Consider the following 15829-nt stretch of genomic DNA (forward strand, 5'->3'; position numbering starts at 1 on the left):
TAATATGGCAACAGTAGTAAGACTAACAAGAATGGGACGTAAAAAAAGACCTTTTTATCGTATAGTTGTTACAGATAGCAGAAAAAGACGCGACAGCGGTTGGATAGAGAGCATTGGTTATTACAACCCTATGGTTGAGCCAAATGTTATAAATTTCAACAAAGAGAGATTGGATTACTGGAAAAGTGTCGGTGCTAAACTTAGCGACAGAGTTGCACAAATTACAAAATAATGGTTGAAAATTTTTTATACGAATACGCCAAGCTGATAGCTGATTTTCCTGAAAAGGTGACTATTGAGCGTCAAGAGCTTGGTGAAAATTTTGTCGAGATCATTATAAGTGCTGATAAGGTTGATACTGGAAAGCTTATCGGTAAAGACGGCAAAATGATAAATGCTATAAAGACCGTTATTATTGGCTGTAAAGCAAAAGACAATACAAGTTATAGAGTAACGGTAAAAGCTATTGAATAGTGATATTGTTGAAGTCGCTACCATCGGGAGATGTGTTGGTTTAAAGGGCTATTTAAAGCTTCACAACAAGAGCGACTTCCCAGAGCAATTTAAAAAGGGCGCGACCTTTTTTGATAAAAACAATAATCAGCTCATCATAAAAGATTACAACAGACAAAAAGAGCTGGTTTTGTTTGAAAAATTTGATGACTTAGACCTTGCTAAAACACTTGTAAACAAAACTATTTATACTACAAAAGAGCTCACCAGAAAAAACTGCAAACTAAAAAAAGATGAATTTTTTCAGTTTGATATTGTTGGCTTAAAAGTTGTAGAAAATGGTGAAATTTTGGGTGTCGTAGAAGATATCCAAGATAATTTTGCAAATTCACTTTTATACATAAAAACTGATGAAGAGCTTATCGCAGGTGGTAAACCAAAGAATTTCTACATTCCATATTTGGAGCGCTTTATCGAAAGCGTAAATTTGGATAGTGGAGAGATTTTAGTAAAAGGCGCTAGAGATATCTTAGAAAATTCATGAAATTTACGTTTATTACACTTTTTGAAAATTTAGTCAAACCTTACTTTTGCGATTCTATTTTAAAACGTGCGATTAGTAATAAATTTATAGAAATTGATTTCATAAATCCAAGAAATTTTACCAACGATAAGTACAATAAAGTTGATGATTATATGATCGGAGGCGGAGCAGGGCTTTTGATGTTTCCGCAGCCTTTGGATGAGTCGATTAAATTTTTAAAAGAAAAAGACAAAAATGCCCATGTTATTTTTTTGACGCCAGCTGGTAAAAAATTTAGTCAAAATGACGCAAAAAGACTCTCTAAAAAAGATCATATTTGTTTTGTCTGCAGTAGATATGAAGGTCTTGATGAGAGAGTTGTTGAACTTTGGGCGGACGAAGTTTTTTGTATAGGTGATTTTATTTTAACTGGCGGAGAGCTGCCTGCACTTTGTATGAGTGACGCGATATCAAGAAATGTGCCCGGAGTTTTGGGAAACGACATGAGCCTTGAAGTAGAGAGTTTTGAAGGCAATCTGCTTGAAGCCCCATCTTTTACAAAACCTGATAATTTTAAATCCCTCTTTGTGGTTTCAGAGTTTTTAAAGGGTAATCATGCTAAAATCCACAACTTAAAAAACAAGATGGCTCACTGCAAAACAAGGTACTTTCGCCCTGATTTATATCAAAAGCTAAAGCCACATAAATAAGGAAAAACATGAGAAATAAATACATTGAAGCATTTGAAAATGCTCAAATTGCTGGTAAGAATATCCCTGACTTCCGTGCAGGAGATACATTGCGTGTGGCTACTCGTATTCACGAGGGTGACAAAACGAGAATTCAAAATTTTGAAGGCATTTGTATAGCTAGACGTGGTAGCGGCACTGGTGAAACATTTATTATCAGAAAAATCGGTGCTAACAGTGTTGGTGTTGAGAGGATTTTTCCAATCTTTAGTGATTCTATCGAAGAGATAAAGGTTCTTAGAAAAGGTCGTGTTAGAAGAGCTAAGCTATTCTATCTACGCGAATTACGCGGTAAAGCAGCTAAGATCCGCGAACTTAGAAAATAATCTTCTATTTGTCCTGAGAATTTCAGGGCAAAATTTCTTTCTTTTATACTTAAATTTTACTATTCTGCATAATATAGTTTTTAAGTTTTTCAAAAAATAAATTCTAAAGTATTATGATATTTCTTAATGCGATATGTTTTAAGTGTTGTTTGTTAAAATTTTAAAGAGTTATTATATTAAATATATTTTCAAGAATAAAATTATTTAAATATTTTTAAAAAGTGTTGAATGATTTGTTAAATATAAAAATCACAATATTGCTGCTATCTTAAAAGATGAGCTTGAAAGTGGCGATGAGATCACCATCGATAGCAACGGCGAGAAGATCGTCATTAAGAAAAAATAACTTCAAATTTGCTTGGCAGGTTGGATCAACTTGCCAAGCTTCGCATAAATTTAACTAATATCCTTATTTGATCTGTAATAAAATATAAAAAATAGCACACAAAGCATCGCTATAAAGGCAAAAACTATCAATGTGCCGTCTTTAAATGAGCTTAAAAACATGCCATTTGTATTCATACCAAAAAAGCCAGTGATGAAATTTAGTGGCAAAAATAGAGCCGAAATGAGCGTCAAGAGGTAGATATTTTTATTTATCTTGTCATTTTTAGCGCTTTGTATAAATGTATAGATGTCTTCGACCCTGCAGGCATATTCGTTAGCTATGGTCTTAAAGACACTTGCTTCGTGGATGCTGTTTTTAAGCTCTTTTTTTAGCCCTTGCTGCTCACTTTGGCAGATCGCAAGAGCTTCGTAAAAGTGCGAAATGCTATTTTGAAATTTTCTGATCTCATACTTTAAAAAGTGGTGTCTTTTTATAAATTTCTCAAAATTTTTTTGGCTAGCATAAATTTTCTCATACTCATTTAGCTCGTCTTGGTGCTCTAAAATTTTATTTGCATATTCGTTACAAATCCCCTTAATAGCTACTTCAAACGTGCTTTTATCACATTCATGCTCAAGATCTTCTTTGTAAATTTTGCCATCTTTAAATAAAAATTTAAAAACTTGCTTTTGCGACGATGAGATGAGCGTGATGTAGTCAAATGCATCTCCATAAAAATATCCACAAAGTGCGCTTTTATAGCTCATCTGCGCTCCTTTTTGCGTAGAAATTTCGCTTAAATTTAGCAAATTCGCCGACCTCTATCGCCTCTCTCATCTCTTTCATCAAATTTAGATAGTAGTGGAGGTTGTGAAGGCTTGCTAGTCTAAAAAATGTTAGCTCTCTAGTCTTAAAAAGGTGGTTTAAATAGCCTCTTGAGTAGCGCTTGCAGGTGTAGCACTGACAAGCTGGGTCTATCGGCGCGTGGTCGTTTATAAATTTGGCTGATTTTATATTTATCTTACCAAAGCTAGTAAATAGCGTGCCATTTCTTGCGTTTCTAGTTGGCATGACGCAGTCAAACATATCAACGCCTCGCTCCACGTTTTCTACAAGATCTTCAGGCGTGCCAACGCCCATTAGATAGCGAGGTCTAAGCTCATCCATAAATGGCATAACCGCCTCAACCGTGTCATACATCGCCTCATTGCTTTCGCCAACACTTAGCCCTCCTATGGCAAGGCCGTCAAATGGCATCTCGTTTAGCGCCTGCGCGCAAAATTTACGTGCCTCATAGTCGGTGCCGCCTTGAACGATGCCAAAGATATTTTGCTGCAGGCCAACGCCCTTGCTTTGCATAAATTTGTGGTAATCAATCGCCTCTTTTGCCCATTTTATCGTTCGCTTTATGCTTAGATCTATCCTTTTTTGCTCAGCAGGCAAGGCGACTAGATCATCAAGTATCATCATTATGTCGCTGCCCAGGTCATACTGTGTGTCAAGGACGGATCTTGGCGTGAAGTAGTGCGTGCTGCCGTCGATGTGGCTTTTAAATTTTATCCCGCCATCGTCGTTTTTGGTGTTTGACCTAAGCGAAAATGCCTGAAATCCGCCGCTATCAGTTAAAAACGAGCGATCAAATTTAGAAAATCCATGAAGTCCGCCAAACTCACGCACGACCTTGCTACCAGGGCGCAGATACATGTGGTAGGTGTTTGCTAAAATTATCTTTGCGTCTAAAATTTCACTCATATCAAAGGCATCTAAGCTTTTAACTGCGCCAACCGTGCCAACTGGCATGAAAACTGGCGTTTGTATCACGCTGTGAGCGGTTGTTAGGACGCCGCGCCTTGCGTTGCCATCTTTTTTTATAACTTCAAATTTCATCTAAGTCCTTAAAATTTTTGATTTTTTATTTTAACAAAATTTATAATATAATCCAGAAAATTTAAGGCAAAGGAACTTTTTGCAAAAAAGAAATGATATCGTTTTTACCGAAGCAAACGGCACTGCGACCATAAAATTTGCAGGCGAGTTTAGCTACAAAGACGCAAAAAATTTACAAAGCATTTTTAAAAAAATCCAAAAGCTTAACGGCAATGTTAAATTTGACTTTAGCGAGCTAAAGAGTATTGATTATGCTGTTTTGATCCTTTTAAAAAATACGCTAAATGGCAAGAAATTTGAGATCATCACAAATGATGAGAAGATAAAGGCGATGAGCGATCTTTTAAATGATGAGAAGATCGACTTTAACTACATGCCACCGCACAATAGCCTAAATTTCTTCTCACGCTTAGGTGAGAAAATTTGCGAGGGATTTGTAAATTTGCTTGAGTTTGGCTCGTTTTTGGGCGAGTTTTTGATAAAGAGCGTGAGGATTTTATTTAATCCTGCAAATTTAAGATTTAGAGAATTTAGCAACTACATAAAAGATGGTGGCGTAAATGCCGTTTTCATCGTATCGCTCACCGCTTTTTTGATAGGCGTCGTGCTTGCTTATCTTGGCAGTGCGATGCTTGCAAGCTTTGGGGCAAGTATATTTATAGTAGAGATCATGGGCATGCTAACGCTTAGAGAGGTCGCTCCGCTCATCGCTGCTATCGTCGTGGCGGGCAGGTCGGCATCTAGCTTTACCGCGCAAATTGGCGCTATGAAGCTAACTGAGGAGATAGACGCGATGAAGACGATGGGCTTTGAGCCATTTAACTTCTTGGTCTTGCCGCGCATCATCGCCATGGTGCTTTGCGTGCCTGTCATCATCTTTATAGCTGATAGCATAAGCATTTTAGGGCAGATGATCATTTGCCAAACGATACTTGATATCAGCTTTAGCGACTATCTTAATAGGTTTCGTGAGATGGTCGAGCTTAGGCACTTTGCTGTTGGCATGATAAAGGCTCCGTTTTTTGGTGCGGTGATAGCGATTATTGGGTGTATGAGGGGATTTGGCGTTAGTCAAAACGCCCAAAGCCTTGGAGCGATGACAACCGTTAGCGTTGTAAATGCGATATTTTGGGTCATTGCGCTTGATGCATTTTTCGCGATAATTTTTATGTGGCTAAAGATATGAACGAGATAATAGTTGGAAAAAACATAACGACAAGTTATGGCGACAAGATAATGCACGATAATGTGAGCTGGAGCGTCAAAGAGGCTGAAATTTATGGCTTTTTAGGCGGCAGTGGCGCTGGTAAAACGACGCTTATGAAGACGATGATATATCTAAAAAAGCCAAGCAAGGGCGATATATTTTTTGATGGCGTCAATATGTGGAAAAGTAGCCAACAAGAGCAGCAAGAGATCAAGCTAAAAAGTGGGACGATGTTTCAGTTTGGAGCGCTTTATAGCTCGATGACGATACTTGATAATGTGGGTGTTTTGCTCCATGAGTACTCTAAATTTAACAAGCGCCAGATCGATGAGATAGCGATGTTTTGGATACAAAAAGTTGGGCTTAAAAAAGAGGTTTCAATGCTCTATCCAAGCGAGCTAAGTGGTGGTATGAAAAAAAGAGCCGCGCTTGCAAGAGCCTTGGTGCTAAGTCCAAGGGTGCTATTTTTAGATGAGCCAAACAGCGGCCTTGATCCTGTTAGCTCACGCCAGATGGATGCGCTCATAAAAGAGCTTCGTGATAGCATCGGCGTAACTGTCGTCATGGTGACGCATGATGCGGATAGTATTTTTGATATTTTGGATAGATTTTTGATAATAGATAACAAAAAGATAGCCTTTGAGGGAGATATAAAAGAGCTTGAACATCTTGAAAACAACCCGCTTGAAGAGCTATTTAAAATGAGGAAAAAGTAGATGGAAAATAGAAATTCTTATACCATTGTCGGCATGTTTTTCATAGCCTGCCTTACAGCATTTGCCATATTTATCTGGTGGATGACTAGCAAAAATAACACAAAGGTTGATTTTAAGGAGTATTACATCCACACGACCGAGCTGCCAAGCGGACTAAAGGTTGATTCTACGGTTAAATTTATCGGCGTGCCAGCTGGAAGCGTTAGCGATATAAATTTTGTCGATGACAAAAACGCTCTTATAAACATCACGATGAAGATAAGAGAGGATCTGCCTATCAAGGCTGATAGCGTGGCTAGCATCGAAGTTCAGGCTATTAGCGGTGTGGCTAGTATAAATATAAGCCGAGGCACGAAGGATTTTAAACCAGGCGATAAGCCTATCTTAAAGCTTGAAGAGAGCCTTCTTTCAAAGCTTGGAAACAACGCTGAGAACATCACTTTAAAGATAAATCAAACCCTTGATAAAGTTGATGGCTTTTTCTCAGCTGAAAATATCTCTCACATCGAATCAATCCTAAGAAATATCGATAAATTTACTCAGGTTTTAACCGATGAAAATGGCTTAAGCGAGGTTGATAGCATCGTTAAAAATGTAAAAAATTTCACCGACAGCCTAAACAAAACAGACACAAAAGAGCTTGCTAAAAATTTAAACACATTAATCGCAAGTGCAAATTCAGTTTTCAAATCAGCAAATTCGGCTGTCACTGGATATAGCTCGCTTCAAGATATCATCACTCAAAAGGTAAAAAACGGCGAGTATGACCTTAGAAACACGGTCTCTCCGCTTCTTAGAGAGGCTAGCGAGTTTTTAAATGGATTTGACAAGACGCTACGTGAGTTTAGAGGCGCGCTTCAAAGACTTGAGGACAATCCTTACGAGTTTTTCTTCACAAATCCAGTGCCAAATGACAAAGGAGATAAAAAATGAGAAATTTAATCTTTCTAGCGGCTGCATTTTTATTTTTTGGCTGCTCGCTAAAGACCAATGTGCCAATGGCAACTATGTATGAAATTCACTACTCAAACAAAGAGTGCTCAGCTGAAAACAAGCAAAAAGAGCTAAAAAATGTCTTTATCGAAAACGTAAGTGCCCTTGATATGGTCGATACTAGAAAAATTCTAATAGTTGCTGAAAACAATAAGATAAGATATTTGACAGACGCCAAATTTGTATCTGAGCCAAGCGAGATGATCTATAAGTCGCTTGTAAAAGGACTTTACTCAAACTGCGCTGCAAAGCCGATATTTTCGCCAAATGCAAAGGATCTTAGGCTAAAAGTTAGCATCATCTCACTTCAAATAAGAGGCGACAAGGCCGAAGTTTCGCTAGCGTATGAGCTATTTAACGCAAACACCTCGCTAAAATCAGGCATGATCACAAAAGAAATTTTCTGCCCAGACCCAAGCTCAAGCACTATTTTTGAGACGATAAACAAGGCTGCAAATTCAGCTATCGATACTTTAATCTCTGAAATAATCTACTAAAATTTTCTTAAATTTTTTGGCTGTGAAAGCTTAAATTTACAGCCAAAAATAGCTTATTTTAAAGACCTTTTGTTATAATGCGGCTTTAAAATACGGAGAATTAATGAAGAAAATTTTAATAATCGCTGGTGGAGCTTTTGCAAGAAATTTTTTAGATAGACTTCTTGGAGCAAAGTCAAATTTACACCACTACATCGTTGTTTCAAACGAAGATCACAGCCAAAAGGCAAATTACGAAAATTTCACATTTTATCAGTTTGACCCAACGAGCCTTTCAAAGCTAAAGAGCATAAGTGATGGCTATTTTAGCCAGTTTTGTATCGTGAGTGAGAACAAAAATGAAGCGGTTGCTGTTTATGAAAATTTAAGACAGATCAGCACAAAAACTGAGACCATTTTTATGAACTCGTGGGAGCTTGACGAAAAGTGCAAGGAGACTTTTGCAAGCGATAAGCATCTAAGCGTAGTTGATATAAGAGATATCGCAGCTTCAAGGCTCATGGACTATCTGCCAGATATGCCTGTATATGCTGATAATATCGGCTTTAGCGAGGGCGAGATCATGGAGGTTAAGGTGCCTATTGGCAGCTCATATATGTATCGCCATGTAAGCTCGATCGCTCAAAAAAGATGGCGGATAGCGCTTATTTACAGGGGCGCTGAGATCATCTTGCCAAAGCCAAATACAATGATCCAGCCAAGCGATATCTTGCTAATCGTTGGCGATCCAAACGTACTTCAAAACGTTTATCGCTCGATAAAACGCGAAAGTGGGCAGTTTCCAAGTCCATTTGGCAGCAACATCTACACGCTAATCGATATGAGATCAATGAGCAAAGAGCGAGTTGGCAAGCTTATAAAAGATAGCTTATATGTGCATTCAAAGCTAAATAACAAACGCCTTATCTTTAGGGTGATAAATCCAACTTTGGGTGAAAATTTAGAGACGTTAAAGGCGATAAAAGAGAAAAACATCCTTGTTTTGATGGATTATTTTAATAGCGACAATAAATCGATAAAAGATGACGTTTTAAAACACGATATCGGACTAATCATAAGCGACGATAGATACTTTTTCAAATTTCAAAAGCTATTTTATGAGCTTAAAATTCCAGTGCTAAAAACGGGTAAAATTTTGCTCTCAAAGATAAAAGAGGGCGTGATACTGGGCGATCAAAGCCAAGAGGTCGAAAATCAATCAGCTGTCATTACAGACTGCTGCGCGCAGCTTGATTTGGAGATGAGATTTTACTATTTTGATAACAAGCATAGCGACGATGAAGCGCTAAAAGAGCACTTTGAGAGCATTAGCACGCTCTTTTCAAAGCGCATAAAGATAGAAAATCACAGCCTTAAAAACCCGCTTGTAAAGTTAAAAGGCACAAATGATCTGCTTCATTTTGTGATGTTTACTAAAAACGTGGCAAATGGTGGCGCTTTTGCCTTTTTATCGACAAATTTAAATAGACTTTATAAAAAACTAAGCAAAAACGCACAGCTTTTTGTGCCAGTAAGTGAGTAGAAAATGCAGATAAATTTAAACCTTAAGGAAAAGGCGTCAAGCTATAAAATTTATATAAACGAGCTTGAGAGATTAGAGCTAAAGGGCAAGGTCGGCATCGTCACAAATGCCAAAGTAGCAGGGCTTCACCTTGAAAAGCTGCTTAGCGTTTTAAAGTGCGATGAGAAATTTATCATAAGCGTGCCAGACGGCGAGGAATATAAAAACCTTGAGACAATAGAGCAAATTTTAGAGCAGCTTTTTGTTAGTAAATTTGACCGCGCATCTACGCTCATAGCCCTTGGTGGTGGCGTCATCAGCGATATGACCGGCTTTGCGGCAAGCATATATGAAAGAGGGATAAGCTTTATAAATATCCCAACCACGCTTTTAGCGCAAGTCGATGCAAGTGTGGGCGGAAAAACAGGGGTAAATAACAAATTTGGCAAAAATTTAATCGGCTCATTTTATCAGCCAAAGGCAGTTTTTTGTGAGATAAATTTCTTAAAAACATTGCCAAAGAGAGAATTTGCAGCTGGCGTGGCAGAGGCTTTAAAGATGGCGATAACCTTTGATAAAGAGATGTTTAGCTGGCTAAAGAGCGTAAATTTAGACGATGGAAATTTAGCAAAGCTAGTTGAAAAGTCTATAAATTTAAAGGCTAGAGTAGTCGAGCAAGATGAAAAAGAAAAGGGTCTAAGAGCCATCCTAAACTACGGTCATACCTTTGCTCACGTCATCGAAAACGAGACAAATTATAAAGAATTTTTACACGGCGAAGCGGTGGCGATAGGTATGAATATGGCAAATCGCCTAAGCGTTAGACTGGGTCTCATGAGTGAGGCGCAGGCAGAGGAGATCAAGCAGGTATTAGTGAAATTTGATCTGCCTGTAAGCTACAAAATAGAAAACGAATATGCATTTTACGAGGCGTTTTTTATGGATAAAAAGACAAAAGGTGATAAGATAAATTTCATAATCGCAGATAAAATCGGCAGTGCGTTCATCAAAAATGACGTCAAAAAAGAGGACGTTTTAGAAACTTTGAGAGAATTTAAATGAAAAAGATCCTAGTTTTTCTACTTTTTTGCTTTGCACTTTACGCTGAAGAGAACGCCACGCTTGAGCAAAATGTCTCACAAAATTTACAAAATAGCGAGCTTATAAAAGAAATTTCAAACCTAGATAACTCCCTAAAAAACAATATCTGGATCACAAGATACGCTAACTACAACACCTATCAAAAGCTTCTTGATGAGCTAGAGCAAAATGAAAATGAGCTTAAAAAGCTCGATAAAGGCTCAAAAAGAGGTGGCGATCTCATAAAGAGAAGTCAAACCCTAAAAGAGCAGATAAATTTGCTAAAAGAGTATGAGAAAACGCCATTTTCAAATATGCTAGCAGCCCCAGAAATGGAAAATCCGCCTAGGATAAATAGCCCAGTGGCGCTGGTGTCTGGCTTTTCATACATAAAAAAGATAAGAAGCGACAAGATCGAGTACCAAAGGCACATCAAAGAGCTTGACACCTTGCTTGAGAAGCTTGAAGCAAAAGAGAATTTGCTAAATAGACTAAATTTGATAGATGATAGCGAGCAAAATAGGGCAAGTCTAAACCTTGCAAAGCAAGAGATAGGCGACTTCAAAGCGGCAAAACAGATCGCTGATACCACTTATAGCGTCTATGAAAAAAGGGCAGATGAAGCGGTAAATATGACGACATCTGACATCAAGGCTCAGTTTTTAAGCATGGGCTACACAGCCATCGTCATCCTTTTGACAATCGGACTAACGTTTATCGCTAAATTTATCGTTAAAAGAACGATCACGGATAACGAGAGATTTTACACGGTCAATAAATTTCTAAACGTGCTAAACATCACCGTTATCATCATAATTTTGCTCTTTTCATACATCGAAAACGTCACATATCTAGTAACCGTGCTAGGTTTTGCCTCAGCTGGTATCGCCATCGCGATGAAAGATATGTTTATGAGTATGCTTGGCTGGATGGTTATCATGTTTGGTGGCACGATCCACGTGGGAGATCGCGTCAGGGTCTATCACGACGGTAGCGAATTTGTGGGCGATGTGATAGACATTTCGCTGCTTCGCTTAACCGTTTTTGAAGACGTTAGCTACTCGACCTATAAGACAAACCGCCGTGCAGGTAGGATCATCTTTGTGCCAAATAACTACATCTTTACAGACCTCATCGCAAACTACTCACACTACGGCATGAAGACCGTTTGGGACGGCATAGATGTCGTGATAAGCTTTGATAGTAATCACAAAAAGGCCGCCTATCTAGCAAAAAATATAGTAAAAAAATATTCAAAAGGCTACACTGACATCGCAAAACGTCAGATGAACAAGCTAAGAAGCCAGTACAGCATCAAAAATCCAAACGTAGAGCCAAGAATTTATACATTTTTTGAGCCTTACGGCATAAATATCTCATGCTGGTTTATGTCAAACTCATACGCCACGCTCGCTCTTAGAAGCACGATAAGTGCTGAGATCATCGAGGCATTTTTGGCTCACGATGATATAAAGATAGCTTACCCAACACAAACTATGTTTATAGGTAAAAAAGAAACGCCAAGCGATCACGTAGCTCACGCCGAGCAAGAGGGCGAAAATATCTAATGCAAAAGATATTTTTTAAAACATTTGGATGCCGCACAAACATCTATGACACCGAGCTTTTAAAGAGCTACATAAAAGACTACGAGATCACAAACGACGAAGAGGGCGCTGATATCGTCGTGATAAACTCATGCACCGTTACAAACTCGGCTGATAGCGGCGTTAGAAACTATATAAACGGCGTAAAAAGACGTGGCGCAAAGGTTATACTAACAGGATGTGGTGCAGTTAGCAAGGGCAAAGAGCTGTTTTCAAGCGGCGTCTTTGGCGTGCTAGGAGCTAGTAAAAAGAGCGATCTAAACGAGCTTTTAAAACAAGAGAAGCCATTTTTTGAGCTTGGAAATTTAAACTCAGTCGATAAAAACATCGTCACAAACTACGAAAATCACACAAAGGCTTTTATAAAAATTCAAGAAGGTTGCAACTTTAACTGCAGCTACTGCATCATCCCATCAGTGCGTGGCAGAGCTAGGAGTATGGACGAGGCGATGATACTAAAAGAAGCTAGAATTTTAGCTCAAAATGGCTATAATGAGCTCGTTTTAACTGGCACAAACATAGGCAGTTACGGCAAAGATACAAATAGCTCTCTTGGCAAATTGCTAGCAAATTTAGGCAAAATTTCAGGCATCAGACGCATAAGACTTGGCAGTATCGAACCAAGCCAGATAGATGAGAGCTTTAGAGAAATTTTAAAAGAGGAGTGGCTGGAGCGCCATCTACACATCGCACTTCAGCACACGAGCGAGGCGATGCTAAAGATCATGCGCAGGCGAAACAACGCATTTAGCGACTTAGAGCTTTTTAATGAGCTAAGCTCCCTTGGCTTTGCTTTGGGGACTGACTATATCGTGGGTCATCCAGGTGAGAGTGAAGAAATTTGGGCAGAGGCGGTGGAAAATTTCAAGAAATTTCCTATCACGCACCTGCATGCTTTTGTCTATTCGCCTAGGCGTGATACGCACTCAGCGACGCTAAAGAGCGACGTAAGTGGCGACGTGGCAAAGGCAAGGCTGAAAGTTTTACAAGGCATTGCTTTTAAAAACAATGAAAATTTTAGAAAAAAACATAACGGGGCTTTAAAAATTTTAGTTGAGCAAAAAAACGGCGACTTTTACGAGGGCTTTGATCAGTTTTATAACAAAGCTAAAATTTCTAGTCAAAATGACATAACAAAAGAGTGGTTGGAGGTAAGCGAATATGAAATTAAGCCAGATGCCAATTATGCAAAAATTTAAATTTAACAAAAAAAATATCCTGATAATAGCCGCTATGGCTCTGATAATAGCGCTACTTTTTGCTGTGAGCAAAGAGCCACGAAACATCACCTACTCGCAATATATGCAACTAATGGATGGAAATTTCATCGATAAAGCGGTCATCGACGAAGATGAGGTCATCCTCTATGCGCAAAATAACCGCTTTGCCATCATAAAAGAGGGCATAGACATAAAAGAGCTCATCAAAAAGGTCCCAGTCGAGCGAAGCGTGCAGTATATCACGCCAGGCATGGTCTGGGGAAGCATCATCTTTGTTTGTCTTGTGCTTTGGTATGCATATATTTTTAGGGCTATCAAGAAAAAAGAGGAGAGCCTTTTAAGCAAAAAAGATGGCGCTTTTGAGATAGAAAGCGTGCTAAATCAAAATGCGATGCCAGTCATCTCAAATGTGAGATTTAGCGATGTAGCGGGCATTAGCGAGGTCAAAAGCGAGCTTAGCGAGATAGTTGATTTTCTTAAAAATCCGCAAAAATATAGAAATTTTGGTATCAAAATGCCAAAAGGCGTGCTAATGATCGGCCCTCCAGGCGTTGGTAAGACGCTTGTGGCAAAGGCAGTCGCTGGCGAAGCAAACGTGCCGTTTTTTTACCAAAATGGTGCAAGCTTTGTGCAAATTTACGTCGGCATGGGCGCAAAAAGAGTTAGAGAGCTTTTTAGTAGAGCCAAATCCTACGCACCATCAATCATCTTTATCGACGAGATAGACGCCGTTGGCAAGAGTAGGGGTGGCACTAGAAACGACGAGCGAGAAGCCACGTTAAATCAGTTGCTAACCGAGATGGACGGCTTTGAAGATAACTCAGGCGTCATCGTCATAGCTGCAACAAACAGGATCGAGATGATCGACGAGGCACTGCTTAGATCAGGGCGCTTTGATAGGCGTATATTTTTGTCAATGCCTGATTTTAACGACAGGGTGGCTATCCTAAACACATATCTAAGAGATAAAAACTGCGAAGTGTCAGCTGAGGATATCGCTAGGATGAGCGTTGGCTTTTCTGGTGCGGCACTTAGCACGCTTGTAAATGAAGCAGCGATAAATGCCCTAAGAAACGGCGAAAGCGTGCTTAGGATGAGAGACTTTGAAGCTGTTTTAAACAAGGTCTTGCTCGGCAAGAAAAAGGTGCTAAGCTACAGCGAGAGCGAGAAGAAAATTCAAGCCATCTATCAAGGCGCAAAGGCGCTAAGTGCTTACTGGTTTGATGTGAAATTTGAAAAAATTTCGCTCATTGAAGACCGCTTTATGGCGACTGAGCAAGAGATCGAGTCAAAGTCGCAGATGCTCTCGCGCATAAAGGTTTTAATCTCTGGCATGTGCAAGCTTGAGATAGATGAGAACGATATCTTTTCAAACTCTAGCAACGATCTAAATTTAGCAAAAGAGATCGCTTCAAAGATGGTTTATGAGTATGGCATGGGAAATTCTTTCGTGCCAAATCCAAACGATGTGGAAGAAATTTTAAAGCAAGCAAAAGATGATATAATGTCCTTTTTAAAGGGCACTAACGAGCAGATCGCAAGGATAAGCTCATATCTGCTTGCTTACGAGAGCGTAGATAAAGAGACGCTTGCTAAAATTTTAAATGAAAACTACTAATAAAGGAGAAAAAATGAAAGCAAAAATAGGAATTCTAACTATGTCCGATCGCGCAAGTGAGGGCACATACGAGGACAAATCAGGCCCAGCGATCAAAGAGGTACTTGATAGCTGGATAGTAAGCGAGAGAGAGTATTTTTACGAGGTGATCCCTGATGAGCTTGATCTCATAAAAAAGAGGCTCGTACATATGATAGACGTGCTAGGATGCGACCTTGTGCTAACTACTGGAGGCACAGGACCAGCAGTGAGAGATGTCACCCCAGAGGCTACTGAGGCAGTTTGCGAGAAGATGATGCCAGGCTTTGGCGAGCTAATGAGAGCTGCGAGCTTGCAATACGTCCCAACAGCGATCCTATCACGCCAAACAGCAGGCATCAGAGGTCACGCACTCATTATAAATTTACCAGGTCAGCCAAAGGCGATAAAAGAGTGCTTAGAGCCGGTATTTCCAGCGGTGCCATACTGCATCGATCTTATAGAGGGTGCATTTATCGAGACTGATGAAAATGTGATGAAAGTTTTCCGCCCAAAACAAAAGAAAATCTCGTAAATGAGTTTGACAGATAGCCTAAATTTAAAAGCCACTGCCTTTGCAAATAGGTGGCGACTTGTTATTAAAATTTGGCTTGTTTTTTCTTTTTTATCATATGCGCTGGCCTACTATCTTTGGTTAGAGGTTTTTGGCTTTATCTCTGCCATTTCTATCTTTGGCTGTGTTTGCCTGCTAGCCTTTAGCTCACTTCTTTGGTTTATCGCTAGCCTTGTATTTTTGCAACCTTTGGTATTTTTACTACTTGAAAAATTTGATGAAAGCATTACTGTTTATGCTTTAGCCTGCTCAATTTGGCTGCTTGGCTGGATCACTTTGTCGCTTGTGGGTTATGATAAATTTGCAAGACCGGGAAATGACATCTTGCTAAAGATCACTCGTATAGTTCTTGTTGGCGAGTTTGCATTGATATATTTTTTTAACTACAACAGCAGCCTTGACATAGAGACTTTAATAAAGTCAAATTTGACAAAGTCGCTGTTTTTAGTGCTAAACTCCTATATGCTGCCATCGCTTGTGACGCTACTTATATTTGATATAAAAACATATATCGCTAGCAAAAATGAGTAAA

18 protein-coding genes are annotated in these 15829 nt (G+C 39.2%); 16 read left to right on the forward strand and 2 right to left on the reverse strand.

Annotation, left to right across the window (positions count from 1 at the left end; genetic code table 11):
• The first annotated feature begins 4 nt into the window (after positions 1–4).
• Genes rpsP through rplS form a run of 5 tightly spaced genes read left to right on the forward strand, consistent with a single transcriptional unit; the run spans position 5 to position 2051 of the window.
• Entirely contained in the window at positions 5–232 is a 228-nt protein-coding gene (gene rpsP, locus CVS89_RS04940; RefSeq protein WP_009293992.1) for a 30S ribosomal protein S16, read from the forward strand.
• Positions 232–474, forward strand: coding sequence for a KH domain-containing protein (locus CVS89_RS04945; RefSeq protein WP_009293991.1), 243 nt, complete (start codon positions 232–234; stop codon positions 472–474). Before rpsP ends, CVS89_RS04945 begins: the two co-directional genes overlap by 1 nt.
• A complete protein-coding gene (rimM, locus tag CVS89_RS04950; RefSeq protein WP_107847866.1) occupies positions 467–997 on the forward strand; it encodes a ribosome maturation factor RimM in 531 nt (176 codons plus the stop codon). The genes CVS89_RS04945 and rimM overlap by 8 nt, the downstream gene beginning before the upstream one ends.
• Entirely contained in the window at positions 994–1686 is a 693-nt protein-coding gene (trmD, locus tag CVS89_RS04955) for a tRNA (guanosine(37)-N1)-methyltransferase TrmD (protein ID WP_107847867.1), read from the forward strand. Before rimM ends, trmD begins: the two co-directional genes overlap by 4 nt.
• A gap of 8 nt (positions 1687–1694) precedes the next feature.
• The gene (rplS, locus tag CVS89_RS04960; RefSeq protein ID WP_002941851.1) at positions 1695–2051 is read left to right on the forward strand and encodes a 50S ribosomal protein L19; all 357 of its coding nucleotides are present in this window, start codon (positions 1695–1697) and stop codon (positions 2049–2051) included.
• A 396-nt stretch (positions 2052–2447) separates the two neighbouring features.
• Here the strand turns inward: rplS and CVS89_RS04965 are convergent, their stop codons facing one another.
• Positions 2448–3146, reverse strand: a complete 699-nt coding sequence (locus CVS89_RS04965) for a CorA family divalent cation transporter (protein ID WP_107847868.1) — start codon at positions 3144–3146, stop codon at positions 2448–2450.
• Positions 3136–4266 carry a tRNA guanosine(34) transglycosylase Tgt gene (gene tgt, locus CVS89_RS04970; RefSeq protein ID WP_107847869.1) on the reverse strand — a complete coding sequence of 377 codons (1131 nt, stop codon included), beginning with the start codon at positions 4264–4266 and terminating at the stop codon, positions 3136–3138. Before tgt ends, CVS89_RS04965 begins: the two co-directional genes overlap by 11 nt.
• A gap of 79 nt (positions 4267–4345) precedes the next feature.
• On the opposite strand from tgt, the gene CVS89_RS04975 reads away from it, so the two are divergent.
• From CVS89_RS04975 to CVS89_RS05025, 11 genes are all read left to right on the forward strand, one after another.
• On the forward strand, positions 4346–5452 hold the full coding sequence (locus CVS89_RS04975) for an MlaE family ABC transporter permease (RefSeq protein ID WP_009293776.1): 1107 nt from the start codon (positions 4346–4348) through the stop codon (positions 5450–5452).
• Positions 5449–6189: an ABC transporter ATP-binding protein gene (locus CVS89_RS04980; protein WP_009293777.1), complete on the forward strand. Its 741-nt coding sequence runs from the start codon at positions 5449–5451 to the stop codon at positions 6187–6189. Before CVS89_RS04975 ends, CVS89_RS04980 begins: the two co-directional genes overlap by 4 nt.
• A complete protein-coding gene (locus CVS89_RS04985) occupies positions 6190–7122 on the forward strand; it encodes an MlaD family protein (RefSeq protein ID WP_107829716.1) in 933 nt (310 codons plus the stop codon). It abuts the gene before it with no gap.
• Positions 7119–7679: an ABC-type transport auxiliary lipoprotein family protein gene (locus tag CVS89_RS04990; protein WP_021092342.1), complete on the forward strand. Its 561-nt coding sequence runs from the start codon at positions 7119–7121 to the stop codon at positions 7677–7679. Before CVS89_RS04985 ends, CVS89_RS04990 begins: the two co-directional genes overlap by 4 nt.
• A gap of 103 nt (positions 7680–7782) precedes the next feature.
• Positions 7783–9201: a COG3400 family protein gene (locus CVS89_RS04995; RefSeq protein WP_107847870.1), complete on the forward strand. Its 1419-nt coding sequence runs from the start codon at positions 7783–7785 to the stop codon at positions 9199–9201.
• Positions 9202–9204: 3 nt separating this feature from the next.
• Positions 9205–10242, forward strand: a complete 1038-nt coding sequence (gene aroB, locus CVS89_RS05000; protein ID WP_107847871.1) for a 3-dehydroquinate synthase — start codon at positions 9205–9207, stop codon at positions 10240–10242.
• Positions 10239–11828, forward strand: a complete 1590-nt coding sequence (locus CVS89_RS05005) for a mechanosensitive ion channel domain-containing protein (protein ID WP_107847872.1) — start codon at positions 10239–10241, stop codon at positions 11826–11828. Before aroB ends, CVS89_RS05005 begins: the two co-directional genes overlap by 4 nt.
• A complete protein-coding gene (mtaB, locus tag CVS89_RS05010; RefSeq protein WP_107847873.1) occupies positions 11828–13066 on the forward strand; it encodes a tRNA (N(6)-L-threonylcarbamoyladenosine(37)-C(2))-methylthiotransferase MtaB in 1239 nt (412 codons plus the stop codon). Before CVS89_RS05005 ends, mtaB begins: the two co-directional genes overlap by 1 nt.
• Positions 13053–14705 carry an ATP-dependent metallopeptidase FtsH/Yme1/Tma family protein gene (locus CVS89_RS05015; protein WP_107847917.1) on the forward strand — a complete coding sequence of 551 codons (1653 nt, stop codon included), beginning with the start codon at positions 13053–13055 and terminating at the stop codon, positions 14703–14705. Before mtaB ends, CVS89_RS05015 begins: the two co-directional genes overlap by 14 nt.
• Positions 14706–14718: 13 nt before the next feature.
• On the forward strand, positions 14719–15258 hold the full coding sequence (mog, locus tag CVS89_RS05020; RefSeq protein WP_107847874.1) for a molybdopterin adenylyltransferase: 540 nt from the start codon (positions 14719–14721) through the stop codon (positions 15256–15258).
• Positions 15259–15828 (forward strand): nitrogen fixation protein NifR, encoded by a 570-nt coding sequence (locus CVS89_RS05025; protein WP_107847875.1) that lies wholly within the window; start codon positions 15259–15261, stop codon positions 15826–15828. It abuts the gene before it with no gap.
• Position 15829: the final 1 nt, after the last annotated feature.

It is taken from the genome of Campylobacter concisus (assembly GCF_003048615.2).
In the GTDB taxonomy this organism is placed as follows: Bacteria; Campylobacterota; Campylobacteria; order Campylobacterales; family Campylobacteraceae; genus Campylobacter_A; species Campylobacter_A concisus_C.

Coding starts and splice junctions, on each gene's coding strand:
- CVS89_RS04980 (WP_009293777.1), top strand. CDS start 5,449: ATGAACGAGATAATAGTTGGAAAAAACATAACGACAAGTTATGGCGAC.
- rplS (WP_002941851.1), top strand. CDS start 1,695: ATGAGAAATAAATACATTGAAGCATTTGAAAATGCTCAAATTGCTGGT.
- CVS89_RS05025 (WP_107847875.1), top strand. CDS start 15,259: ATGAGTTTGACAGATAGCCTAAATTTAAAAGCCACTGCCTTTGCAAAT.
- CVS89_RS05015 (WP_107847917.1), top strand. CDS start 13,053: ATGCAAAAATTTAAATTTAACAAAAAAAATATCCTGATAATAGCCGCT.
- CVS89_RS05005 (WP_107847872.1), top strand. CDS start 10,239: ATGAAAAAGATCCTAGTTTTTCTACTTTTTTGCTTTGCACTTTACGCT.
- aroB (WP_107847871.1), top strand. CDS start 9,205: ATGCAGATAAATTTAAACCTTAAGGAAAAGGCGTCAAGCTATAAAATT.
- CVS89_RS04965 (WP_107847868.1), bottom strand. CDS start 3,146: ATGAGCTATAAAAGCGCACTTTGTGGATATTTTTATGGAGATGCATTT.
- CVS89_RS04990 (WP_021092342.1), top strand. CDS start 7,119: ATGAGAAATTTAATCTTTCTAGCGGCTGCATTTTTATTTTTTGGCTGC.
- CVS89_RS04945 (WP_009293991.1), top strand. CDS start 232: ATGGTTGAAAATTTTTTATACGAATACGCCAAGCTGATAGCTGATTTT.
- CVS89_RS04985 (WP_107829716.1), top strand. CDS start 6,190: ATGGAAAATAGAAATTCTTATACCATTGTCGGCATGTTTTTCATAGCC.
- tgt (WP_107847869.1), bottom strand. CDS start 4,266: ATGAAATTTGAAGTTATAAAAAAAGATGGCAACGCAAGGCGCGGCGTC.
- trmD (WP_107847867.1), top strand. CDS start 994: ATGAAATTTACGTTTATTACACTTTTTGAAAATTTAGTCAAACCTTAC.
- mtaB (WP_107847873.1), top strand. CDS start 11,828: ATGCAAAAGATATTTTTTAAAACATTTGGATGCCGCACAAACATCTAT.
- mog (WP_107847874.1), top strand. CDS start 14,719: ATGAAAGCAAAAATAGGAATTCTAACTATGTCCGATCGCGCAAGTGAG.
- CVS89_RS04995 (WP_107847870.1), top strand. CDS start 7,783: ATGAAGAAAATTTTAATAATCGCTGGTGGAGCTTTTGCAAGAAATTTT.
- rpsP (WP_009293992.1), top strand. CDS start 5: ATGGCAACAGTAGTAAGACTAACAAGAATGGGACGTAAAAAAAGACCT.